Consider the following 24,785-nt stretch of genomic DNA (forward strand, 5'->3'; position numbering starts at 1 on the left):
ATAATCCTGGAAAATCCTGGAAAGCAATAATATCCAGACTTAAGAAAAAGGCCCTGAAAAGATAGGCAGATGAAAAAACCGGCATTCTCGTTTTTTCCAGGTAATTGTCAGGAAAAGGAAGAATTGATCTTTCCAGAGCTGGGCGATGAAATCAAAATAAATGAAGCATTAAGTCGAAATAGAAGAAGCATTAAGTCGAAATAGAAGAAGCATTAAGCCTTTCGCTTCTTCACACATTCTTTGAGTTTTTCTTCAAGCCGGATCCGGGAGATGAAAACCCCGAATTGAGTCGCAATAGTTTCAATAACAGTACGCACACTATCCGAAAGCTCATACTCCACCCGCGAGGCAAGATAAAAGGCAGCAATAACCTTCTTTCCGGATCGTACAGGGATTATTGCTGTAGCTCTAAGGTTTTCCTGCCTGAGTATATCATCTCTAGAAGTAAGAAGAAGGTCTATGTGCTGCTTATAGACAGGCTGCCCTATCATAACGAGCTTGGCATTTGGAGAATTTACACTATAATAGGAGGCATTCTCGACAAAGGTAGGAGAGAGACCACGATAGATAGCAAGAGTCATGTCACCGGTCTCGTCGTCAACCAGATAAATTCCGCCAGCATTGATTTCATCTATCTGAAGGCAAGAATCAAGCAGTTTATCAAGGGTTTCATCAAGGTAATTCGAAGTGCTTAGAGCAATTCCAAGGTCTCTCTGGATATAGAGCAGCTTTTCTTTTCTTTTTCTTTCGGTAATATCCAGAATTATGCCTTTAAGGTATTTTACGACTCCATTCTCATCGGCTTCGATAAAGGTTCTTTCCTCAACCCAGCGGGCTTCCCCGGATTTTGTAAGTATCCGGTATTCCTGGGAGAAATCAACATAATCTTCTTCAATCCTTCTTGAGAGTTCTCTTTCGACCCTCTCCAGGTCGTCAGGATGCACAATGTTCCCATAGAGAAGTTTTCCTGACGTGAATTCTTCTACTGTATATCCGAACTGCTTTATGTTCTCAGAGACAAACTCTGCAGGCCAGTACTTTTCTGGACGCCACAGGAAAACAGTGACAGGAACTTTATTTATTACTGAGATAAGCTCTTTTGCCATCTCAAGTGCACTGCATAATGCTATCTCATTGAGATATTTACAGGATTTTTGCCTGTTGTTACTTCCGTTTTTAGCCGAATTCGAAGCCGCTTTAGCCATCTTATTCTCCGTACAGAAACCTTTTACAGGAACCTATGAGAAATTTTCGCATATTTAGTCTTTTTGCTATAACTACATAGAAACACACAATGAATTAAAAAGATTGTGATTTGAACCTTCAGAGATATCACGATGGGAAGGCGTAATAGTGATTAAAAGACGAAATGTCTAAACGTATTAATTAGCAGAAAAAAGGAAAAACCGAGGGAAAAATATATAAATCAAACTCAACTCAGATTTCCTTTCAGAAGTTAGAGGATTCAGGTGAGAGATATTAAGCGAGTTTCTAAGCTGGCTTCTAAGCTGGCTTCTAAGCGAGTTTTTTTACGAATTCTGTTATAGCTTCGCCTTGCCAGCCGTCTATTATTTCCCGGACAGCCGCATCTTTTACAAACTCATCTTTTTCTTTAAGAGCTATCTCCTTAATCAGAGGAAGAGTGCCAGGGTCTGCATGCCAGATTTTTGCAAGTTCCTGAACTGCAGTAATCCTTACAAAATTATCTTCATCATTTAGCAATCTGTCCCTTACAAGTGCAAGTGTCTCAGGATTTTCATGCCAGACTTTTGCGAGCTCTTCCATTGAATTTTTCCTGACTGAATAATGTTCATCGGAAACAGCTTTTTCCATTATCAATTCAAAAGTTCCAGGCTCTTCAGGCCATAAGGAAGTAAGCAGAGTGACTGCGGTTCCCCGGACCATATTATCTTCATCGTGAATGCACCTGTCCCGGATAAATTCCAGGGTTTCAGGGTCGCTCCGCCAGCCGTTTGCAAGTTCCTGAATAGCAGCCCCTCTTACGGAATAATGACCATCCTTTATTGCCCTTTCTTTTATTAAAGGGAGGATATCACCTTTGCAGGGCCATTTCTCTGCCAGTGCCTGTAAAGCCTCACTCCTTACAGAGTAATGCTCGTCAGTCAGGGCTTTATCTCTTACCAACTGAAGGACCTCCGATTCCTTACTCCAGTATTTTGCAACGCTCTGGATTGCAACAGCCCTGACAAAACCATCTTTCTCCTCAACAACCCTACGTGTTATAAAATCCAGACTACAGCAATTTTTACCCCAGCACCTGGAAAGTTCCTGAAGAGCTGTACTTCGGACAAACCTATCTTTTGCGTTCTCAGCCCAATCTCTTAGAAGCTCGAGGATTTCAGGCATATGCTTCCAGTTCTCTGCAAGTTCCTTTACAGCAGCTCTCCGAACCTCATAATTAATATCTTCAATAGCCCTTTCCCTGACCAGGTGTAATATTTCGGGCCTTTCCTTCCATGATCTCGCCAGTTCCTGAAGGACAGTCTTTCGGACTGAGTAATGGCTATCTCTGACAGCTCTTTCTTTTATAAATTCAAAAATATCTTCACTATCACCAAAATTTTTCGCAAGTATGAGAAGAGCTTCACGTCTAACCGTATAATCCTTATCTTTTACTGCCCGATCTTTAAGCAACTCTAGAGATCTAAAAGAAATTGCCTCTTTTTCTTCAGAATCCCCAGGGAGACGAGATATAATATTTTCAGGCATTTCTTTCCACCTACTTATTGTCCACCACTAATTAAATATCTACCAGAATAAAATTAACCTAAATAATATATTCACATTTGTTATTTAAATCATACTTAAAAACATTTATAAATTAAATAGTTTACATGCGAAATTTAAATTGACATTAAAGCGTATTCATTAGTCTGGTTTGCAGTTGTTTTCAGGTTTAAAAGCAGCAGAGAATACATTTTGTAATCTTAGATGCCAGGAAACTAAAAACCTCAGTTAGCAAGAAACTATTTTTGGTTTATTTAAAGCCTTGTTTGAATTAACAAGTCAATCTTAAAGGTCGAGTTAATATATCACCGGAGACATCTTTACAAATATTATTAGCAAAACGCATTTTAAGTATCTCTGTTAAAAGATAAAGGCAAGGGGATTTACAAATATGGAAGATGGTCTTCAAGGAGTATTGAAAGGGCAAAAAATAGCTTATTTTTCCATGGAAATAGGGCTTCGCAATGAACTCCCGACATATGCAGGAGGGCTTGGAGTGCTCGCAGGCGATACAATCCGCTCGGCTGCAGATCTCAATGTTCCGCTTGTGGCAGTAACTCTTGTCAGTAATAAAGGATATTTCAGGCAGAGCCTTGACATCTTCGGGAACCAGACAGAACAAACTGAAGAGTGGGACCCTTCACACCTGATGACCAGACTCCAGCAGGAAGTCAGCGTAAAAATTCAGGACAGAGAGGTTAAAGTCCAGGCATGGCATTATAATTGCGAAAGCCTGACCGGGGGCTGCGTACCTATCATTTTTCTCGATACGAATGTAGAGGGGAACTCATGGGAAGATCGCGGGATCACAGACTTCCTTTATGGGGGTGACCATACCTACAGGCTCAAGCAGGAAATAGTGCTCGGGATAGGGGGAGTACGCATGCTTAATGCACTTGGCTTTAAGGTCCGAAAATACCATATGAATGAAGGACACTCAAGCCTCCTTGCTCTGGAGCTTTTAAAATGTAATGGCAAAGAATGTCTGAGAGTAAAGGACCTTTGCATTTTTACCACCCATACTCCGGTAGAAGCAGGGCATGATAAGTTCGATTATGGACTTGTTGAAGATCTGATCCGTGATAAGAATGATATCGAAATCCTGAGAAAATATGGAGGATCAGACCGTTTTAATACGAGTCTTTTTGCTCTCAACCTGTCAGACTATGTTAATGGCGTTACAAAACGGCACAGCCGGATCTCAAACGAACTTTTTCCAGGGTATTCGATCCAGGCAATAACAAATGGCGTACACTCCTATACCTGGACCTCCCCGTTTTTCAAGCAGCTTTTTGACCGTTATCTGCCTGGATGGGCAAATGAACCCGAGCTCCTGGTAAGGATAGGGGGAATTCCTGATGATGAAATATGGGAGGCTCGCAGGAAAGCAAAAAAAGCCCTTATAGATGAGGTCAACAGAAGAACAGGGGCAGGTATGGACTATGAGACCCTGACCATAGGTTTTGCACGGCGTATGACAGCGTATAAACGAGCAACTTTAATCCTCTCCGATCTTGAAAGGCTCAGAAAGGTAAACAGGAGGGGAAAGATTCAGCTTATCTTTGCAGGCAAAGCCCATCCGCATGACGAAGCCGGAAAACAGCTCATAAGGGATATTTTCAAAACTATAGAAACACTCCGGAACGAAATCAAGATCGTTTTTCTGGAGAATTACGATATGGACCTGGCTGCAAAGATGGTTTCCGGAGTCGACCTCTGGCTGAACACCCCGGTTCGCCCTTATGAAGCCTCTGGCACAAGCGGCATGAAAGCTGCCCATAACGGGGTTGTAAACTTCAGTGTGCTTGACGGCTGGTGGATTGAAGGATGGATCGAAGGAGTGACTGGCTGGTCCATAGGACCTCAGCCCGAAGAACACCTTACCGTGGAAGAGGCAAGGCTCTCTGAGCTTGACGATCTTTACAACAAACTCTACTACGTTATAGTCCCCATGTATTACGACCGCAGGGACGAATGGTTTAAACTGATAAACAACTCTATAGGTATGGTTGCATATTATTTCAATAGCCACAGAATGATGAGGCGTTATGTTACTCATGCTTATCTGTGAACTTCGGGAACCAGGCTGTCCTGAACCAGGTTAATTTCACTCCAAAAGCAAAACAGAACCGCAGCCAGGTCATCAGCCTGAAAAATACTTACATCGGCCTGGAAATCACATTTCAATTAATAAATGAGAAAATGCTTACGCCAGCTTGTCTGGCGGCCCTTTCCAACAAGAAAAAGGAGATAGAGGAAAATATCTCTTTGTAGAATTTAATTATTCTTTTAATTGTATCCCTGAAAATCTTTTAGATTATTTTTATTTGCTGGCTTTACTTTATCCTTTTTCGCGGGAAAGCCACTCTCCTTCGTCGAGCGTGATACTAGAGAAAACTTACGCTTTTCCGGATTCTAGCTTTTTAACTTTTTCACGGGCACTTTCCGCTTTTGTTTTGAAACCTTTACTATCCCAGAGATCGGCTGCAATTTTAAAAGCATTTTCTGCCCCTCTCAGGTTTCCGAGTTTCAGAAAAACCTTTCCCTTTTCGTACCAGGCTTCGGAATAATCAGGCTTAAGGCGAGTTGCCTTCTCAAAAGCATGCAGAGCCTCTTTTTCCGAACCGGCTCTAAAGAGGACTTTTCCCCGGAGCTGCCAGGCCTCAGCATTTTCAGGCTTTATCTCAAGGGCTTTTTTAAAAGCCTGCATAGCCTTTTCCGGCTCGCCAAGCCTGAGATGGAGTTTCCCTTTCTCAAACAGAGTCTCCGGATCGTCAGGATTTATTTCCAGAGTTTTTTCAGATTCGCTGAGTTTCTCTTCACACATGCGTATCCTGGCAAGCACTGCGTCCTTGCCTTCCCAGGCGTTTTTTTGAACAGGGTTCAGGAAAATCGATTTCTCGAAAGCCTCAAGCGCATCCCGGAAGCGCTCAAGCTTTGTTAGAGCAAAACCCAGGTTAGTCCAGAGCCCTGCATTATCAGGGCTAATTTTCGAGGCTCTTTCGAATATCTCGAGAGCTTCTTCATAGCGTTTGAGTTTCAGCAGGGAATTTCCTTTATGAAACAGGGCTGCGAAATCAAGAGGATTTTCTTCAAGCACGCGGTCAAAAGCTTGAAGTGCAAGCTTTAGCCTTCCCTGTCTGTAGAGAATCACTCCTTCTTCATAAAAGCCTCTCATCCCTGTACTTTCCGGACTTCCTTCTTCCCCCTCACTTTCGGCACTGTCCTTTTCAAGCCCGGTTTCAGAGAGGTACCTGAACCCTGCCGAATCTTTCTGCTCAGGCCTGGCATCAAGGTATATGAACTCCTCTTTTGGCACGAAGGACTTACAGATCCAGCCTGGTTCAGATTTTCTGTTTGTAATGACGCAGTATCCATTCACGTACTTCGAACAGACTCCGCAGCAGTAGACGTGCCTATCGAGCCGGTACCTGATCTGGTCGAGATCGGTAGTAACCAGTCCCTGGTTCAGCCTGGTTTTGAAGGTCTCGTAAGGGATATTCTTAATTTTGATATAGACTGTTGAAGGAGCCGGAGGGTCCCATTCATAGGATTTTTCGGTTTGCTTTTTGCGGATCATAACTTGTGGAATCTACATTTTTTGGAATCTACATTTCTTGGAATCTACATTTTTTTCTGGAATCTGCATTTATGGAAATCCAGTTTTTATAGAAATTTATCTGAGCTTACCAGTATTTCCGAATCCTGATAATATAAACCTTTTCAAAGCTTGTAGCTGCTTTTTTTCCCAGCCAATTCGTGTTTTTTTTAAACTGATGCCTGTACGAAAAAAAGATATTAAAAAAGAAACTGACCGGAGAGTATCCGGTTATTAACTCAAACAGCCTTACTGCAACCTGTAATAAGAAATTACATGGAGGACAAATTTCCGGTTTCTGTACTGATGTTAAGCGGATGACTGAAGTTCCACCAGCCACTTTTGTCGCTTTCCCTGCCTTCCGAACTCACAGCCCAGATCCTCCAGCGGTACTGACCTGTGCCCTCCAGAAATTCAAAAGAGTAGCTTGTTCCGGAAATCCCGGAAACTACTCTGGATCCGGAAGTTTCCGAAAGCCACATACCCGTACTTGAATCGTATGAATCTATTTCTACCGTGTAGTTTGCCGCACCCGAAACAGCTTTCCATTTGAGTACAGCCTGTGCAGTAGAAGTGTCGAATACTTCTCCGCTGGCTGGTGAGACCTGCTCCGGAGTAGAGATAGGAACAGAGGGTGTAAGCATAGAAGGTTCTTCCACGAATATGACTTTGGTAGCGCTAACACTTCCTGCTTTGTTTGTAGCTGTCAGGGTATAAGTGGTGGTTTCTTCCGGGAATATACGCTGGCTGCCGGTCAGGCCTGCAGTCCCTATCCCAGGTTCTATGGCAATTTCCGTAGCTTCGGAAACATTCCATGTTAAATTGGAACTCTCTCCTTTAGCAATGACATCAGAATCTGCGTTAAAAGAAACAATTGAAGGTAAATCCTCTGAAGGTAGATCCTCTGAAGGCAGATACTCTTTCGGACCTGATAGATTCTCATTAGAGGGTAAAATGTTCTCTTCTGCAGATGTTAAGTTATCTTTCGGAGGCAGAGGACTTCCTTCAACCGTAACCGTGCAGTAAGCCGTATCTTCTTTATCGCCATTTGAGGCTGTAAGCTCATATGAAATAGTGTCTGTGGGTGATACATTCAATGTCCCTGCGGGCTCTACAATTCCGATACCGGGCTGTATAGTGACGTTTGAAACTCCGGCAACGTGCCAGCTCAAGACAGCATTTTCTCCTGGCTGAATAGAGTCTGGACTTGCATCAAAAGAACTGATAAGCAGATCCTCCTCTTCAACCGTAACCGTACATGTAGCTACTTTTTCTTTCCCTTCATCTGAAGCTATCAGTTTGTAAATTGTTGTTTCAGAAGGAGATACGGGAAGTGATCCACTCGAGTTTACGGCTCCGAGATCAGGCTCTATAGTTACATTCGTTGCCCCTGAGACTTCCCAGCTTAGAACGGAAAGCTCTCCGGGTTCAATAACTTCAGGACCTGCATCAAAAGAATTAATTCCCATAGCTGCTGCAGGAAACAGGGCTTTAAGAGCGAGGGCTATACCCAGGATGGTACCAACTAATTTTATAATTTCTGGCAATGAACCCCATAAAGACCTGAAGTGATCCAATGCCGATTTTTTATTGTCCTGTTTATCCATATAAAGACTCCGAGCAGCCTGCAAATCACCATAAAGCAGTCAGTTATTACGAAAAAAAATCAATACCGAAAAAAATCAATTTCATCGTTAAAGGAGAATTTGCTTTAGAGTTTTATTCAAGAATAAAATTCAATTAGAATTTTACGAATAAAATTCAATCAAGATTTTAGGGTTAGTTTGGTTTTCCGTTAACATTTGGGTTTAGATATTCGATATCCCTTTCGACATCATAACTGATACTTCACAACATGCAGGTTTTCAAACATTATACATTTTTTACTCCAAAGTAAAGATTATATGCTGTGGTTTAATATTATCATATATATTAATTATGGCATATAATTTGAAGAAATAACAAAAGTGTTTATGAACGAGCTGGGTATTTACACATATACCATTTGGGTTACAAAAATACCGATAACTTCAGGACGAATTTCAAATGAATAGTAGAAATTCTGGACCTGTTTGAGAGCTGAAAATACGAATTCACAATACATTTAAATGGGACTTCCTGGACAGGCAACTACTAAAAGAGTCAGGGCTTTCACTAAAGGGATTATTACACTAATATTTAATACTTATAAAATTAATTAAAGCAATGAATATTTTTAGTAATTACATTTGGTCGGTATATTTTCTAAAATAAGGGAGGGTAAATTTATGAGTTATAAAAAAACACACGGCGTTCCAGCACTATTCTCTTTTTTCATCCCCGGCCTGGGCCAGCTTGTAAAGGGGCAAGTGTCCAAGGCACTGGGCGTCTGGGCAGCCCTGCTAATCAGTGCATTCATGAGCGTAATCGGAATTGGGTTTTTAATGGGAATGGTTGTCTGGGTCGCGCAGATCTATGATGCTTATAATGCCTGAAAAACCCAATGAGAAACCCATAATGCATAAAAAGCAGGTTAAAAAGAACTTACCATCGGTGTTTATCAAATTAGTAGAAAATAATAGTCAGAGCCTATCATCCCGGAAAGACCCTGAGTGATATTAAGGGTTCATATAAAGGTTTATACGGCAGAATCAGATTTATTTCCATTTATCTCTTTTTCTAGCTTATTCAATCCCTGAATCCTCAACTTCACGATATCCACGGCGTCCTCAAAGAGCTGCCTGTTGATCTCGATCCCGAAGTATTTTTTGAGTTTTTCTTCAGGAGGCATTGTCGAACCTGCAGAGAGGTAGGCAATGTAATTTTTGTTGAAGGCCTCCGGCTTTTCTTTATATTGTTTGAAGAGGGCGAGAGTTATTGCCTTTGAAATAGCGTAGTTGAAAGTATAGTAGTTATTTGTCAGATAAATGTGGTTAATATAGGTCCATTCGGCAGAGTTTTCTTTGTAATATTCAATGGATTCGCTCCTGTATTCTTTAGAGATGTCTGTCCAGAGGGCATTGAGCTCAGCTCCGCTGACATTCCCGTTTTCAGCGCAGAGCTGGTGAGCCTTATATTCGAACTCCGCAATCATGGGCTGGCGGGTAAAGTAGTTCTGGTATTCCCCTATATGCTGGGCAAGCACTGCAACAGCAGTATCACGATCGGAGTTTTCGACCACATAATCAACAAAGAGTTCTTCGTTGAAAGTGGAAGGAATCTCCATCTCGTAAATCTGACCTGAGCAGTAGAGATAATCCACGGAGTTACCCATTAAATAGAAATTAATTCCATGTCCAAGTTCATGAGTGAGAGTCTTCTGGTCACTGATAATGCCATTATAGTTCATAAAGATCAGGGCTGGAGACTTCAGGGCATAAAGTCCGTAACAGTAGCCTCCTGGCTGTTTTCCGTGTTCGGGGTCAGGATATACATCTATGAAATTTCCTGTTGCCATTTTCAAAAAAATCTCGTTAAAACGGGAATCCATTCCGGAATAGGATTTCTGGACCTCCTGCAAAGCATCTGTGTAGGTGTAATCTTTACCGGATTGATCCGTCAACTGCAGCAGAAGGTCGTATGGACTGAGAGTTTCAAGCCCGAGTTTTTTCCTTCTGAACTCGTTATAATCCTCAAATACACCCTTTCTCTCCTTAAAAACCGTATTCATGTCATCAACCTGGTTTTTAGTGAGATAAAGGCCATACAGGCTGGATTCGTAAGAATCCGTGTAGTTCAGCTCACTTGCAGCAAGGTCGTCAAGCCGGGCTTTTTTAGAATAGAGAGAAGCCATTGAACCGGATTCGTTTATCAGGTGGTAAAATCTCTGGTCATAACATCTTTTTCTGTTTTCCCGGCTCTGGTCTGTTGAGAGCAGAGTATTGTAGGACTGAGAATTTACCTGGAACTCTTCCCCGCTCTCAAGAGTTATGTTTCCTGCCATTGTGACTTTATTGGTGATTTCGGAAAGAGCCTCAGTTTCCAGTTTCATGCGTTGATTTTCGAGATCTGCAAGATATACAGCCTGGGCTTCATTCATTGGCCTGTGCTCTACAAACCTCATATAGGTTGCTTCAAGGTAAGCCCGATATACCTCAAGTCCGGGCTCTTCGGAAAAGAGCCTATCCCACTCCTCTTTACTGAGCGAGGTCAATTTTACGGTTGCAAATGCACTGACCTTTCTATGTTCTGTAACCAGGTCCTGAGATTCTGCAAGAAGAGAGTTAAAAAACTGGTCATTCACATTTTTACTGAGCTGAGTATACGCGTAAATATAGAGGACGTCAACAGACCTTGAAAACTCCTTTTCAGCTTCCAGATAATCCAGTAAAACCGAGCCGGGAAGGTTCTCAAATTCCGGACGGAAAGTCTGGTTTATTTCCTCTGATCTCTTTTTCAATGCCCCAAGCTTTTCCAGGGCATCTCCTCTGCTGCTGAAAAGATAAGAATCATCCCATTCCGTGGTAACCTTATCGAGATCAATCTCTTTAAACATGTTATTCTCACCTGTGTTTCCAGAAGATTTCTTTACTTTGTCGGAAGCATCACGCCCTGAAAAGATTGCAAAAAGCAATAATAGTTCGAGAGAACTGAGCCGTTTAACTAACTTTTGTCCCATAAACCTACCCCTTGATCACTATTAACCTGTGGTTGAGAACGTAACACATGACTGAGAACGTAATACGTGACTGAGAACGTAACACATATAACTGAGAATATATTAGGACTGATTCATATTAACCTAATGTCCGAAAAGTGTTCAAAAATGCAATCAAAAATCTCAACTTCATAATTCATGTCTACCGAGTACAGGTTAAGATGTCAATATAAAAGAAAAAGACTCATCAGGATCGAATTGTTTATATTCGTCCTCTTATTAAGTGTTTAAAAAGATACGTTATTAGAAAGACAAGTTCTTAAAAAAAGTAAGTTCTTAAAAAAAGGTAAGTTTTATGGACTGTAGAAGAACACACGGAGTTCCAGCCCTATTTTCTTTTTTCATCCCAGGTCTGGGCCAGCTTGTAAAGGGACATATTTTCAAGGCACTGGGCATCTGGATAGCTCTTATGATCACCGGGACCATGCACATTATCGGGACTGGAATTTCAATATGGCTGATTATATGGATCTGGCAGATATATGATGCCTATAATGCCTGAATAAAAAGCAGTAAGAAAAAACTGGACAGAATAAGATAAGTGTACAGTAAAGTAACTTACTTAGGAATGATTGAAAAATAACTTCAAGTTTTAACTTCTGGAATAGCTGTATAATTCCATTTTCCCAAATAATCATCAAAGACAATTTTCATTTTTTCCTTAAAGTTTTCACTTACTTTTCTTCCCGTAGCATAAACTTTATTTTTGATGGTTGAAAACACATTCAATCCTGTGCATGTATACGTCCTATCAACAAGGCTTTTAACAACATCAATAGTGCTGAAAACAGTACCTTTGCAGGCACTTGTAACATGACAGAATAACCTGTGTTCTATTGGATTGTATTTCGAAGTATATGGTGGATAGTGAGCCATTCTGATTTCAATCCCAATTTCATTTACCAGCTTTTGCAGATCTTCCTTGAAAATATAATGCCTGCTTGAGTTGCTTCCACCACCATCTGCTAAGGTTAAAATGCTATTTGCCTTAGGATAGTTTTCCTTACCGTATTTTTCCCACCAGTATTTAATGCAGTCACAACAAAACTCACTTGTATCTTTACTGGTTCCTAAAGTGATGTATCCTTCGTTACGTTTCAGGTCATAAATACCATGTGGAATTACAAAACCATCTGAAAATGTATTGAAATCGTGGTCATATACCTTTACTGTCTGGGTACAGTAGATTTTACCGTCACGGTAGAAATTACCGATGACTTCTTTTTTTACGTCTATACTGATTATCGGATTCTCGCTTTTTACGTACTCTTCTTTGAGCTTGTTAATCTTCTCAAACTGCTCATTTCTGCCTTTACAGTCTTTCATAGTGACAGATTTTTGCATTTTTCTCTTTACAAAACCATGTTTCTTTAAGAGCTGCTTTACTACATGTGGACTTATGTTCATGCCTTTTGCTTCAAAAGCCTTTGAAATGCCCTTGAGACTCAGATTCGTCCATTTTATTTCTTTATCCGTAGGGCTTCCAGCCGTATGATGTTTTAGAATGTCAAAGAAAACTTCATCAATATTTTCAAATGTATCGATGATTTTCTTTTTTCCTCCGCCAGACTTTCGAATCCTGTTACCTGGTTTTTCTATACCATTAGTGATTTCATTAATTCCAGCCATAACAGTTTGAAAATGACAGCCTAGAACACTACTTATGTAGTTTTGTCCCCCATGTCCTAATTTCATTGCTTCTATGGCTGCATATCTTCTTCGATCTTTCTCATTTAAAGTGTTATAAAACGCTTTCATCTGTTTTTCAATTTTTTCAGAATATTTTGTGTGCAGCATTAAAGTAAATTCCTTGTCATTTCTAACAGATTTTAATCAATATTATATGACAATAAAAATACTTTAAATTATATATTTGTTATTCCTAAGTATTATCATAGGTTCCGGATTAATTGGTTCTATATCTTCACTCATTTTTCGATATTTTGATATAAATAATAAGAAGAAGGCTACTTTATATTATCCTCTTTTTTTATCTTGTATTGCTATTATTGAAGCTGTTAATGAGAGTGAAAAAATAGGGATTGATAATAGTAAAAAACAATTAATTTCTTCTTCAAAGATTTTAGACCAAATTGTTTACAATCATGGTAGTCTCATATACCTTGAAGGGATTGATTTACAAAGGCTATTAAAAATGAAATCAGACCTTGATAAAAATATTCAGTCTTTCGCAGATATTACTCCAAGAGCTTTAAAGGATTTGTTAAAAAGTGCAGAATTTATTGAAATTAAAAATAATGCAATTTATCTGCAAAGTATTTCTAAAAATAATGTGAAAACTTTAAGGGAAATTCTGGTGTAAAAAGCAATGGGAACATATTATATAATATTGTCCTGTAGGAATCTTTTGCTCGAGAACACAAATATTCAAGAATATATAAATGACAGGATACCTACTTCATCAAATACTTTAGTAAAATGTATATCTAAGCATAATGATTTATTATCTTCCAAATCTACAATTGATAAACGTGAAGGTAGTAGTATCTATGTAGTTAATACTAATGAAATAACGGATTATGTTAGCTCCTGGGAACTCGGATATGTAATGGGTAAAGGATTACCTGTTATAGGCTATCCAGAATGTGAAGGCGCGATAAATATTCCGGAAGATATGAAAAATCTTATCATACCTATACCCAAAGATATCGATCAGTTTATGGAAGAAATTAACCTTGCGCTTAATGACTTAACTCCAAAAGAAGAAGTTATTAAAGAAGAATGGAATAAACAGCCTAAATCTGCTAAAAAGGAACATGAGAGGGAAATTTAATGGTATTTCGAAGAGTGAACTCTAGGAGATTACAACAAGCAAAAAATTTTCAAGAGAATGCCATTAAATTGCATAATATAGGAGAATGGGATAGGGCTCTCGAACTTTATGAAAAAAGTATGAAGATACAAGATGAACTCGGAGATAAGAAAGGAATTTCACTTTCTTATGTTAACCTCGGAAATTTGTATAGTGACAAAGGTGAGTGGGATAAAGCGCTGGAATTATACGAAAAAAGTTTGAAAATAAAAGAAGAACTTAAAGATAAGAAAGGAATTGCAATTGTTTACAATAACTTCGGAAGTACATATGGAAAAAAAGGTGAACTAGATAAGAGTCTGAACTTTTTTGAAAGAAGTCTAAAAATAAGGGAAGAAATTAGAGATAAGAAAGGAATTGCAAGTTCTTATAAAAATCTTGGCGTTTGGCACCATGATAAAGGCGAATGGGATAAAGCACTGGAACTGTATGAAAAAAGCTTGAAAATTAGAGAAGACCTCAGAGATAAGAAAGTAATTGCAAATTCTTATGTTAGCTTAGGGGTTTTATATAGTGATAAAGGTGAATGGGATAAAGCACTGGAATTATTCAAAAAAAGTTTGAAAATACAAGAAGAAATTAGAGATAAGAAAGGAATTGCAAGTTCTTATAAAAGCCTCGGAAACTTATATGAAAATAAAGGTGAGTGGGATAAAGCGTTCGAGTTATATGAAAAATGTTTGAGAATAGAAGAAGAACTTGGAGATAAACAAGGAATTTCAGGTTCTTACAATAATCTTGGTGTCATATACTATAATAAAGGCGAATGGGATAAAGCACTGGAACTGTATGAAAAAAGCATAAAAATAAAAGAAGGACTTGGGGATAAGCAAGGAATTGCAAATTCTTATAATAGCTTTGCTGAGTGGTATAAAAATAAAGGCAAATGGGATAAAGCACTGGAAATATATGAAAAAAGTTTGAAAATAAGAGAAGAACTTGGAGACAAACAAGGAATTTTAAATTCTTACAATAGTCTTGGCGAACTAAACATCAAAAGTGGTAATTGGGACAATGCAAAAAAGTATCTTGAAGATTCTCTCAAAATAGCAGAAAAACTTGCCCCTATATTGACAACTCCAATGCTTAAAAATTTGGGGGAATTATCAATACTTGAGGATAGGTATATTGATGCCTTAAATTTTCTTAACGAATCAATGAATATTATTAAAGATGTTGGAGCAAGACCTCAAGAGATTAGCATCTTCGAAAAATTTGGGGACATGTATTTAAGTAAATATATAGCTGAAGAGAAAGCAGAAATAAATAGCCTTGAATTAGCAGAAAAAAACTATCTTAATGCTTTTGAGCTTTCAAAGAGTATGGGAGCCCTTTTTCAGGAATCAACTATTGGTAGATGTCTTGGAATAATTGCCTCCAAAAAAGGAAACATGGAGGAGTCAGAGAGACACTTCCTAAAGTCAATAGAAATTCTTATGAAGCTGGGTGCTTCCTTTGAATTGCAAAAAACAATATTCGAATATGCAAGAACTCTTTATGAGAATAATAATTTATTTGAAGCTGAAATTAGAGCAAAATCAGTCGCATTCGATGCCCAAAAAGATCAGAATTATGAATTGCTTAGGAAAGTATATTTATTACTTGGAGACATTGCAGCGAAACAGGATAATAAATACGAATATTACCTCAAATCTCTAGAAACTGCGAAGTTTAATCCTAAAATTTAGAGACTTTTTATTATTTTCTGGTCTTCATATTTTCTCCATAAATCATGCAAAACAATAAAATTTTAATTATATTGAGATAAATTTTCTATTTATGGGAAAAGGAAATGTCGCAATAGATAAGTCAATGATAAAAACGGTAGTTGACGGTAAAATAATGATTCCTTTGCCAAAAGTTTTGGTTGGAAATCGATACTATCCTATGTTTTCCGTATTATCTCCTACTCATTGTGCTGATTGTGGCAATAAGTTACATGTGAACTCTCACTACACTCGTTTTATTTTATCAAGTCACGGCACTATAGCTCTCAATGTTACATACTGGTTTTGTCCTGTTTGTAAGAAACCTTTTCATGATCAGATTATTGGTGTTCCTGGTTCTGCAAATTACAGTTCTGAATATTATGATAAACAAATGAATGTTAGATATGATGGACGATGCAGTCTACACAATTCTCGGCAAATTGGAGAAACATATACAGAAGGCTTGACAGCCTTCTGTGGTAGAGCTCCTTGTGCAACTTCATTATGGTTATATGAACAGAAACATGCAGAACTTTCAAAGCAAGAACTTTTAGATCAAGAGATTGGCTTTGATGAAACATTGTATGTTGATGGGGATTGGATCAAAAAAGGCTGGAAAAAGAGACTTGAAGAGTTGATTGGAAGAAAGCTTACAGAAAAAGAATGGAAAAAAATGCGATATCAATCTGTTTACGTTATTGCTACTAAAGAAAAGGTAGTTTTGGATTTTGAGGTAACTGACAGATTACCAACGATTGAAGCTCTGATTCCTCTTTTCAGACGAATAAAAAACCGATTTCCTGAAGGCAAAATACAAAAAATTGTTTCTGATGAAGATAAAGCAATCATTGGAGCTGTAAAGAGTGTCTTCCCTGAAGTAGCTCACTCCTTTTGTGTGTTTCATCAATTAAAAAACGTTAGCAAGAGATACTATGAAGAATTCAACTCTGTTGAAGATATTCCAGATAATGATAAGGTTGTGTCCAATGAAATATATCAGTTGATACGTTCTGATACGGTCATCAGTGCTGTTGTATGTATTCAAAAGATACGAGAATTCTACTCTAATCTGGAACTTTCAAAAGCGTCTCAGAAAGCGATTTCTTATGCAGAAGAGATTTTCAAGAAAAATGTAAGCTTCTTGAAAAAAGGGTTTACACCTGAGACAGATAATACAATGGAACAGATATTTTCTTTGATAGGTGATATCGTAGACAAAGCAAGATCATTTAAAACCGATAGTGGCCTAACTAATTTTTGTTACAATTTATTTACTTATTTCAACAAACGGTGTTTCAGTACTGGTAAATGGAAAGGATTCTCACCCTTAATGAGGGCAAGATTCCAGTATGGATAAAAGTAAAGAGTAAATGGAAACTTTCAGTTTTAATCTGCAGCTTTACAGCGGTAGCTATCGAATAATTATGGCAAAAATAAGAAATTGATGTACAAAATCTAGATATTAGTGGAGCGACTTTTCCAAAATGAGGAAAAATGTTAAGGGATTTGGGTGAAATTCAATTGTTTTTTTAAAATTGGAGAAGAACCATAAAAAATTAAAAAGACTCTTATTTACGCTGGGCTCCCTTACTTTGGAACGGTAAATTATTTTGAAGCTCCTGATCTTACAGGGGTATTTGAGTCTTCTGCCCTGATATTTTTTGCGTTTCTCGGTTTTGAGGATATTGTAAGGCTTTCCCAAGAAACAAAAGATGCAGAGAAAACAACTCCCAAAGCCCTGCTTATTGCCATATCAGTCACTGTTTTCCTATATATTTGCGTGGCTGTAGCTGCTGTGAGCGTGCTTGATTTCAAGGCCCTTGGAGTCTCGGAAGTCCCACTCGCAGACGTCGCAGCTGTTGCCTTTGGAAATGACGCTTTTGTCCTCCTGTCCTGGATTGCTCTTTTTTCCACAATGAATACCGTACTTGTGGTTATGCTTGGAGGGTCGAGAATCGTCTACGGTATGGCAGATGCAGGTTCGCTTCCTAAAGCACTTTCAAGCGTACACCCCCGTTTCCAGACTCCCTGGACTGCAATTTTTGGAATTGCATGCGTTTCAAGCCTTTTTGCCCTTCTGGGAGACATAACAATCGTAGCAAATATTGCGAATTTTATGATCTTTATTGTCTTTTTTATGGTCAATATCTCCCTTATAAAACTCCGTTATACTGACCCCGGAAGAGAACGACCTTTCAGGGTTCCCTTTAGCATCGGCCGTTTGCCCCTTTTTCCATCTCTTGGCGCCTTATCCGCTGTTTTTCTTTTTTCTCAGATCAGCATGGAAATCATGGTTTACGGTTTTTCCCTTGTAGCAATAGGCATACTTATAGTGCTGCTCAGAACAAGAAAAAAGCCTGCTGAAGCCTCAGGTATCTGATCTATTTGAGCTCTAAATAACTTTCCGAATAACTGATAATTCTCAGTTACTTGATGGTTTATTCAGACATACAAGATACCATTTTCCGGCTTTATTTTCCCTTTACAAGAACCTGCAACCGGTTCTGCCCGGATAAAAAAATATGGAAAAGGGTCTTCAATACCCGCTTATCCGAAACAGTTCAATATTTCTCATAATCCGAGTCTTATTTCAATTCATAGATTATAGAGTCCTACGCCAGCCTGTCTGGTAGCACATCAAAAGAGAAAAGAAAAAAGACTTGATAAAAGTAGCGGAGGACTTGAAAAGTACCTTCATTCAGTCATTACGATCTACGCTCAAATTTAGTCCTCCTGAGCAAAGCTCACTGCTGTTAATCTATAAATTAGTCTATAAATTAGTTCTCTTGAGGAAACAAAGTGGAGCGAAAAGGACCGCGTACTCCCCAAGCGTAATTCGAGGCGAAGAGGACCTCGTGCTGTTGCACTTGCAGTGCAACTCCCAGGAAATCTCTGATTTCCTGTGATCCCGAAGAGAAACTAGGGAAGCGAAACTAGGGTGGCGCAACTAGGGCGAATCTTAATCTAGGGTTTAGTAAGTTACTTTTCATTGCAGCTTTCTTACAATTAATTCTGCACTAGCATAAAGATTATTTAGAGAGTAAGTTCAAAAAACAGCATGTAAGCTAATTAAAGATCTGGCTTTTTACGACCTTACAAATGTTATAGATATCTAAAAACCCCCTGATTTGCATTTATTCACTAAAAAACGGCTCTTTAGCTTTATTCTATACTAAAGCCCTTTTTTCAGGTTTAAACGGCATCTGTATTTTTTAGGGGCAGATTAACGTTTCTGGAACTTTCTATGGCAATATATTAGCTTTTAGTGCTTTTAATGAGAAAAAAGAGCTAATATAAATCCTTAATAGCTTAAAAAAGCCTAATTAAACTTTTTTTTAAAATCAGACGATTTATATTGAATATTTTTGGATTTTAGTTGTTTTTGGATCTTGATATTCAACAAGAATTAATTTTATATACATAAAACCCTATTTGATTCGTTTTATTTCAGGGATTATCTATATTATTAATTATAAATTCCCCCATTAAAATAAATCCGTGATGTACTAAAAATTTATAAACAGAACTACCTAAATATAAATCAAAACTATCATTCGTTTTGGTTACCAATTAATCAGGTTAAAAAAGGGAGTAGATATGAGAAAAGAGCCTTATGAGTTCCCGCTGGAAGATTACATTTCAAGAGAAGAGTTTAATAAAATTAAAAAATTCTCGCGGGATAAAGAAACACCGTTTTTGATCGTTGATCTTCAAAAGATAGAGCGAAGTTACGACGAACTGGTAGAGCACATGCCTTTTGCAAAAATTCATTATGCTGTTAAGGCTAATCCTATGGATAAAGTAGTGCTTGCCCTGAAGAAAAAAGGTTCCAGTTTTGATGTGGCAACGGTCTACGAACTTGATCAACTGCTAAGGCTCGGGGTAGAGCCTGAGAGGATAAGTTACGGCAATACGATCAAAAAAGAAATGGACATAGCTTATGCCTATGAGAACGGGGTAAGGCTCTTTGTTACGGATTCTGAGAGTGATTTAAAGAAGCTGTCAAGAAGAGCTCCGGGTTCCAGGGTTTTTTTCAGGATCCTTACAGAAAGTGACGGCGCTGACTGGCCACTTTCCAGAAAATTCGGCTCCCACCCTGACCTGATATACAAATTGATTCTAAAAGCCGAAAAGCTTGGGCTTGAGCCTTATGGACTTTCTTTTCACGTAGGTTCCCAGCAAAGGGATATCGGGCAATGGGACAATGCAATTTCCAAGTGCAAATATCTTTTTGAAGCAGTGGCTGAAAAAGGAATCCGGCTGAAAATGATCAACCTTGGTGGGGGTTTTCCTGCAAAATACCAGGCTCAGGCCCATGACCTTGAGACATATGCCCGGGAAATCCGCCGCTTTCTACATGATGACTTCGGAGAAGAACTTCCTGAAATCCTTATCGAGCCAGGTCGGTCTCTGGTCGCCGATGCCGGCATAATCGTAAGCGAAGTTGTTATGATCTCTAAAAAAGCCAGGTTTAACCAGTACAAATGGGTCTATCTAGATATTGGAAAGTTCGGCGGGCTTATAGAAACCCTTGACGAGTGCATAAAATACCCGATTTTCTGTGATAAAAAAGGCTGTGCAGAAGAGGTCATCCTTGCAGGTCCCACGTGCGACAGCATGGACATCCTTTATGAGCACCATAAGTATTCCTTTCCCCATACAATGAGAGAAGGCAATCGTGTATATATCTTCACAACCGGAGCTTACACCCAGAGTTATAGTTCCGTGAATTTTAACGGTTTTCCTCCTCTCAAATCCTACATTATCTGAAGGGCATCTGCCCTTTCTGTTTTTTAACTTTTCAGAGCAAGTCGGGAACCGTTTATGTGAAAACAGGCTGCTAGATTAAAGTAATTAAATAAACTAAGTAATTAAATAAACTGCAATGTGGCTATAAAAGAATGCAAACTCTTTAAATTATGTTTGCAAAATTATTTGCAAAAATACTTTTTTATTATATTTACATTAAAATTATTAACGGGATTGAAAATTTGATCATAACAAAAAAGTATGGTCAATTTGAAAATTTGAATTAAAATAGGTTTTTTGGGTCGATTATGATATATATTACCGGATCGTTATAAAACAAATGTAGATTGAGAGTAATAGGGTTTCCTCTCAATCCAGGGTTGGATCGCAGGTAGGGGCCTCGAGAATAGGGACTCGAACCCTACCATCTACTTCTAAATTAATAATTGATTTTTAACTTAATTCTCAAAACGTAATTACTTTCAAATTAATTTTAAGTAAGACCTACTTTTTTGTATAATGTCTTTATTTTAAATAAACCTTATAACCGTTTCTAAATTACTAAATTCCTACATTTATTGTATGTTATGTCCATGAAATCCATGTGATGTATATATGAATTCTTTTTTGCCAGGATATTAAAATTACCTGTCTCGATATCTGCTCTGTCAATTTTATATTTCCTGATTAAAAAATAAAAAAGAATATTCCTCATGTCTGATAATGGCAGTATAAATTTCCATATTTAATTGTATTAATCACAGTGAAGATAAAATACAATATCAGCTGGATACAATATGGCATTCAGTTAAACATATTAAATTATAGCTAAAACAAAGAGTTTTCGAGAAAAATAAATATCATTCTACTTAAGTAAAAGATATTTGCCCTGTTTAAGCAAGAGATATTTACCCATTTTTTACGCTGTTGAAAATTTGTTCGTGATAGAAATTTTTAACAGATTCAAAAAAACATTTCATAACGGATTTTTTTAATCGGTTATGATATATATGTCCACCTGATTATAAAACAAATGTAGATTGAGAGTAATAGGGTTTCCTCTCAGTCCAGGGTTGGATCGCAGGTAGGGACTTCGAGAATAGGGACTCGAACCCTACCAATTACTTCTGGATCAAATAATCATCTTTTAACATTAATTATCCTTTAACTATTATTTCCTATTTTATTAAAAAATGTCTTTTATCGAACATTTACTTTTCAATTATTTTTATATATTGTCAATTCTTTTTTATAATGCTCCGAAGTTAGATAAAGGTTATGATTGCTATCATATTATAAAATTCAGGTGCATTAGACGTACTTGACAACAGAGGTGCTGGATAATCCAATAGTTAGCATATTCAATTTGAATTTAGTCAATAATCCTGGAGTTTGTTTCTTTCAGATGCCTTAATGCTTTAATATAACTTTACACAGATAAGGGACAGGTAAAATACAAAAAATTATGTTCAGGCTCGACAAAACCGTTCTGATCTGGGATAGAAAATTGGCTAAATTATGAAAATTCCTCGAGCCTGCTTGTTTCCTTCAGGAATTACTTCCTTCAGGAATTATTTCCTTTAAAGTAAATTATATAGGAATATTTTCTTTTATTTTTGCAGGACATATGTAAGGAAGGCTATGTAACTCACTTTTTAGCAAAGGCAAGAACTAATAATGCAAATTATGCCGTTCCAGCCGTTCTACATATACTTTTTCTGATTACTCATCATCTAGCGTCATCAAGAAGGCAACAATTGCTTTTTCTTCGGCATCACTAAGTTCGAGGTTGCCCAGTTCTTCAGTATTAACGTTTGCAGCAACTTCAGGAGATGGCCATTCCTCTGACTCCACATCTCTCGTATTATAGAAGTGTACAAGTTCTTCGAGATTATCGAAATATCCATTATGCGTATAAGGGGCCGTTTTTCCAATGTTTCGCAGAGTAGGGACTTTCATTTTTCCCTCTTCATTCTCTGGAGTAACTATCTCAGTACGGCGGTTTCCACCCAGCCCAAGGTCTATATATGCACTCTTTTGAGGGTTGAATGCTTTTGGCAAACTATAAAACAGGTTATCTGGATTTCTAGGCACACCCAGGTTGTCATACGTGAAGTCCGTAAATACAGGTTCATTCCCACTGCTTGAATGGCACTCTGAACATAGGGCCTTTTCATTAAATAGATCAAGTCCCAATTTTTCTTCTTCTGATAGGGTATACTCTCCTGCAAGATATTTATCGTATCTGGAACTGAACTTATTTACTTCTGCAGAACTTTCGTAAGCTGCAATCGCTTCAGCTGTATAATCATAAGCTGTATCTACATTATCCAGGGCACCCGGTCCGTAGACTTCTTCAAAGAGACCTGCATAGTTTGAAATCCGGATGTTCTGGATTACAGTTATTTTATTTGGGTTATGCATTTCCAGAGGGTTCAGGAATGGGCCTTTCGCCTGCTCGATCAGATTGTCTGCCCTGCCGTCCCAGAACTGGCCTCCAGAATAGAGTATCTGGCCCTCGTCATCATATGTACAACTGAAATCAGGGCTATACGACGCATATGCGGCACTTGGTGAGTTTCGGTTCCCGAACATGTTTGGCAGTACCCCCTGTGAAACGGGAAGATTTTGATGAGGCTCAGCAAAACCAAATTCAGGATCATGGCAACTTGCACAGGACTGCCCCCTGGGCGTTGATAGCTCTGTATCAAAGTATAGAAGTTTCCCTAGTTCCTCTTCCGGACTCAGTTGAACTTCTTCTGCTGAAGCAGTTGCAGCTAATGCTGTTAAAAACAACATTAAAATTAATGTTGTTATCCCAACCCATGTTATCTTAATCAATATAAATCCCTCTTTTGTTATTTCCGTAGAAATTTCTCGGAGAAAACACTGAGAATGAGGATTTACTCTCTATTATTATATCATGAGTTTCATGGAGTTATTGCCCGGGTTTGCTCTTGCACTGATTATATCGACCGGTTCCAGAGCATGTGCTAACTTTACACTATAACTGCAATTAAAAAAATATCGGTAATCCTCAAGCTCCTTCATTCCCCAGATAGATCTGACACAGCGATCTGACACAGCGATCAGACCATATAAAATCTATATTAAATAGTATATTTTTCCTATTTAATAATATCGGAAATTCTAATATAAGTTAGGCTCGAAGACTTGGTATAAAAACTTAATAATTATAAAGATAGTATAATAAAGATAATATAATAATCCTGTTTATATAATTATATCAAAATTATTAACGAGATTAAAAATTTAATCATAACAAAAAATTATGGTCAATTTGAAAATTTGAATTAAAAAAGGTTTTTTGGGTTGATTATGATATATATTACCGGATCGTTATAAAACAAATGTAGATTGAGAGTAATAGGGTTTCCTCTCAATCCAGGGTTGGATCGCAGGTAGGGACCTCGAGAATAGGGACTCGAACCTTACCATCTACTTCTAAACTAATTTTGAGACTAGATCTCACTTTTTTATAATGTCTTTATTTTTAATAAACCTTATCATTCCACATTAGTTTATACTAACCTGATTATTGTATCTAGCTGAACGGATATTCATGGCGAATATGTCAAAAAAAGCTACTTCAAAGATTACAGATTCTCTGAGTTTGCCTCTCACCCAAACGTCTAAGAATAAAAGTTCTCACACTTGAGGTCCTGTTTCTGGGTTTGTTACTTTCCAGGAGAAATTGTAAATCAATTTAAGGAGATCTTTGTAGATATAAATTAAATTAATACATTGAAATTAATAATTATTAATGGAAAAACTTTTAATGCCATTAAAAGTTTTAGTGACGATAAAAATATGTAATTCAGATAAATTTAAGATTACAAAAACTTTTTTGAATCGGTTATGATATATATTTCCATGCCATTATGAGTTTGTAGATTGAGAGTAATAGGGTTTCCTCTCAATCCAGGGTTGGATCGCAGGTAGGGACCTCGAGAATAGGGACTCGAACCCTACCATCTACTTCTAAATTAATAATTGATTTTTAACTTAATTCTCAAAACACAATTACTTTCAAATTAATTTTCAGTAAGCCTAACTCTTTTTTATAATGTCTTTATTTTAAATAAACCTTATGACCGTTCCTAAATCTCTGATTTTCTTTAATTAGTGCATCTGCAGCTGTAAGCAATCCTTTATTTCAGCTATGGGGCTTTCCAGCTGCAACTTTCCAGCTGCAACTTTCCAGCTGCAACTTTCCAGCTGCAACTTTCCAGCTGCAACTTTCCAGCTATGGCTGCTATTAAGACTCTGCCCTGTGTAAAGAGAAGATAAAAAAGCATGCAACACAAGTTGATTAAAGAACGGCAAAGTCAAGCTGGAGAGGTGATGAATTGAGTTTTGCCGTTCTACATAAATTACGACTTTTCACAACTATTTTAATGTTTCCTTCGGCTTTATTGTTGGCAGGAAGATTAAGTATTAAGTTAAAAAAGTCAAATGAAAAGAGTCAGATTAAAATACAAATAGTCTCCA

Annotated in this window: 17 protein-coding genes; 10 read left to right on the plus strand and 7 right to left on the minus strand. The window is 37.9% G+C overall.

Annotation, left to right across the window (positions count from 1 at the left end):
* Window positions 1-212 precede the first annotated feature (212 nt).
* Both amzR and ACZ5A8_RS12705 read right to left on the minus strand, forming a co-directional pair.
* Window positions 213-1,205 (minus strand): archaeal metabolite-sensing zipper-like regulator AmzR, encoded by a 993-nt coding sequence (gene amzR, locus ACZ5A8_RS12700; protein WP_464529465.1) that lies wholly within the window; start codon window positions 1,203-1,205, stop codon window positions 213-215.
* Window positions 1,206-1,515: 310 nt separating this feature from the next.
* The gene (locus ACZ5A8_RS12705) at window positions 1,516-2,730 is read right to left on the minus strand and encodes a HEAT repeat domain-containing protein (RefSeq protein WP_464529467.1); all 1,215 of its coding nucleotides are present in this window, start codon (window positions 2,728-2,730) and stop codon (window positions 1,516-1,518) included.
* 409 nt (window positions 2,731-3,139) lie between these two features.
* On the opposite strand from ACZ5A8_RS12705, the gene glgP reads away from it, so the two are divergent.
* Together glgP and ACZ5A8_RS12715 are read left to right on the plus strand one after the other, a co-directional pair.
* Window positions 3,140-4,819, plus strand: a complete 1,680-nt coding sequence (gene glgP, locus ACZ5A8_RS12710; protein WP_464529469.1) for an alpha-glucan family phosphorylase — start codon at window positions 3,140-3,142, stop codon at window positions 4,817-4,819.
* Window positions 4,816-5,022, plus strand: a complete 207-nt coding sequence (locus tag ACZ5A8_RS12715; protein ID WP_464529471.1) for a hypothetical protein — start codon at window positions 4,816-4,818, stop codon at window positions 5,020-5,022. Before glgP ends, ACZ5A8_RS12715 begins: the two co-directional genes overlap by 4 nt.
* A 124-nt stretch (window positions 5,023-5,146) precedes the next feature.
* Here the strand turns inward: ACZ5A8_RS12715 and ACZ5A8_RS12720 are convergent, their stop codons facing one another.
* Together ACZ5A8_RS12720 and ACZ5A8_RS12725 are read right to left on the minus strand one after the other, a co-directional pair.
* On the minus strand, window positions 5,147-6,328 hold the full coding sequence (locus ACZ5A8_RS12720; RefSeq protein WP_464529473.1) for a tetratricopeptide repeat protein: 1,182 nt from the start codon (window positions 6,326-6,328) through the stop codon (window positions 5,147-5,149).
* A 290-nt stretch (window positions 6,329-6,618) separates the two neighbouring features.
* Complete coding sequence (locus ACZ5A8_RS12725; protein ID WP_464529474.1) at window positions 6,619-7,953, minus strand: hypothetical protein; 1,335 nt, start codon at window positions 7,951-7,953, stop codon at window positions 6,619-6,621.
* A gap of 660 nt (window positions 7,954-8,613) precedes the next feature.
* Here ACZ5A8_RS12725 and ACZ5A8_RS12730 point away from each other — a divergent pair.
* Window positions 8,614-8,820, plus strand: a complete 207-nt coding sequence (locus ACZ5A8_RS12730) for a hypothetical protein (RefSeq protein WP_322223244.1) — start codon at window positions 8,614-8,616, stop codon at window positions 8,818-8,820.
* A 143-nt stretch (window positions 8,821-8,963) separates the two neighbouring features.
* On the opposite strand, the gene ACZ5A8_RS12735 is transcribed toward ACZ5A8_RS12730, so the two are convergent.
* The gene (locus ACZ5A8_RS12735; RefSeq protein WP_464529475.1) at window positions 8,964-10,943 is read right to left on the minus strand and encodes a M3 family oligoendopeptidase; all 1,980 of its coding nucleotides are present in this window, start codon (window positions 10,941-10,943) and stop codon (window positions 8,964-8,966) included.
* 334 nt (window positions 10,944-11,277) lie between these two features.
* Here ACZ5A8_RS12735 and ACZ5A8_RS12740 point away from each other — a divergent pair, with 334 nt between their 5' ends.
* Window positions 11,278-11,484, plus strand: coding sequence for a hypothetical protein (locus tag ACZ5A8_RS12740; RefSeq protein WP_229392353.1), 207 nt, complete (start codon window positions 11,278-11,280; stop codon window positions 11,482-11,484).
* An 83-nt stretch (window positions 11,485-11,567) separates the two neighbouring features.
* Here the strand turns inward: ACZ5A8_RS12740 and ACZ5A8_RS12745 are convergent, their stop codons facing one another.
* The gene (locus tag ACZ5A8_RS12745; protein WP_464529477.1) at window positions 11,568-12,779 is read right to left on the minus strand and encodes an ISAzo13 family transposase; all 1,212 of its coding nucleotides are present in this window, start codon (window positions 12,777-12,779) and stop codon (window positions 11,568-11,570) included.
* Between the two features lie 76 nt (window positions 12,780-12,855).
* Between ACZ5A8_RS12745 and ACZ5A8_RS12750 the strand changes: the two genes are divergently transcribed.
* The 6 genes from ACZ5A8_RS12750 to ACZ5A8_RS12775 all read left to right on the plus strand — a co-directional run bounded on the left by ACZ5A8_RS12750 (window position 12,856) and on the right by ACZ5A8_RS12775 (window position 20,294).
* Entirely contained in the window at window positions 12,856-13,305 is a 450-nt protein-coding gene (locus ACZ5A8_RS12750; protein ID WP_464529478.1) for a hypothetical protein, read from the plus strand.
* 45 nt (window positions 13,306-13,350) lie between these two features.
* Window positions 13,351-13,776, plus strand: a complete 426-nt coding sequence (locus ACZ5A8_RS12755; RefSeq protein WP_464529479.1) for a hypothetical protein — start codon at window positions 13,351-13,353, stop codon at window positions 13,774-13,776.
* Complete coding sequence (locus ACZ5A8_RS12760) at window positions 13,776-15,503, plus strand: tetratricopeptide repeat protein (protein ID WP_464529480.1); 1,728 nt, start codon at window positions 13,776-13,778, stop codon at window positions 15,501-15,503. Before ACZ5A8_RS12755 ends, ACZ5A8_RS12760 begins: the two co-directional genes overlap by 1 nt.
* A 91-nt stretch (window positions 15,504-15,594) precedes the next feature.
* On the plus strand, window positions 15,595-16,881 hold the full coding sequence (locus ACZ5A8_RS12765) for a transposase (protein WP_464529292.1): 1,287 nt from the start codon (window positions 15,595-15,597) through the stop codon (window positions 16,879-16,881).
* Window positions 16,882-17,178: 297 nt separating this feature from the next.
* Window positions 17,179-17,904 carry an APC family permease gene (locus ACZ5A8_RS12770; RefSeq protein ID WP_464534125.1) on the plus strand — a complete coding sequence of 242 codons (726 nt, stop codon included), beginning with the start codon at window positions 17,179-17,181 and terminating at the stop codon, window positions 17,902-17,904.
* A gap of 1,217 nt (window positions 17,905-19,121) precedes the next feature.
* Complete coding sequence (locus tag ACZ5A8_RS12775; protein WP_229390366.1) at window positions 19,122-20,294, plus strand: type III PLP-dependent enzyme; 1,173 nt, start codon at window positions 19,122-19,124, stop codon at window positions 20,292-20,294.
* 1,701 nt (window positions 20,295-21,995) lie between these two features.
* On the opposite strand, the gene ACZ5A8_RS12780 is transcribed toward ACZ5A8_RS12775, so the two are convergent.
* Window positions 21,996-23,114 carry a cytochrome-c peroxidase gene (locus ACZ5A8_RS12780; protein WP_464529482.1) on the minus strand — a complete coding sequence of 373 codons (1,119 nt, stop codon included), beginning with the start codon at window positions 23,112-23,114 and terminating at the stop codon, window positions 21,996-21,998.
* Between the last annotated feature and the right edge of the window lie 1,671 nt (window positions 23,115-24,785).

The sequence above is a fragment of the Methanosarcina subterranea genome (genome assembly GCF_055385895.1).

Coding starts and splice junctions, on each gene's coding strand:
- amzR (WP_464529465.1), bottom strand. CDS start 1,205: ATGGCTAAAGCGGCTTCGAATTCGGCTAAAAACGGAAGTAACAACAGG.
- ACZ5A8_RS12725 (WP_464529474.1), bottom strand. CDS start 7,953: ATGGATAAACAGGACAATAAAAAATCGGCATTGGATCACTTCAGGTCT.
- ACZ5A8_RS12705 (WP_464529467.1), bottom strand. CDS start 2,730: ATGCCTGAAAATATTATATCTCGTCTCCCTGGGGATTCTGAAGAAAAA.
- ACZ5A8_RS12735 (WP_464529475.1), bottom strand. CDS start 10,943: ATGGGACAAAAGTTAGTTAAACGGCTCAGTTCTCTCGAACTATTATTG.
- ACZ5A8_RS12745 (WP_464529477.1), bottom strand. CDS start 12,779: ATGCTGCACACAAAATATTCTGAAAAAATTGAAAAACAGATGAAAGCG.
- ACZ5A8_RS12720 (WP_464529473.1), bottom strand. CDS start 6,328: ATGATCCGCAAAAAGCAAACCGAAAAATCCTATGAATGGGACCCTCCG.
- ACZ5A8_RS12775 (WP_229390366.1), top strand. CDS start 19,122: ATGAGAAAAGAGCCTTATGAGTTCCCGCTGGAAGATTACATTTCAAGA.
- ACZ5A8_RS12760 (WP_464529480.1), top strand. CDS start 13,776: ATGGTATTTCGAAGAGTGAACTCTAGGAGATTACAACAAGCAAAAAAT.
- ACZ5A8_RS12730 (WP_322223244.1), top strand. CDS start 8,614: ATGAGTTATAAAAAAACACACGGCGTTCCAGCACTATTCTCTTTTTTC.
- ACZ5A8_RS12740 (WP_229392353.1), top strand. CDS start 11,278: ATGGACTGTAGAAGAACACACGGAGTTCCAGCCCTATTTTCTTTTTTC.
- ACZ5A8_RS12765 (WP_464529292.1), top strand. CDS start 15,595: ATGGGAAAAGGAAATGTCGCAATAGATAAGTCAATGATAAAAACGGTA.
- glgP (WP_464529469.1), top strand. CDS start 3,140: ATGGAAGATGGTCTTCAAGGAGTATTGAAAGGGCAAAAAATAGCTTAT.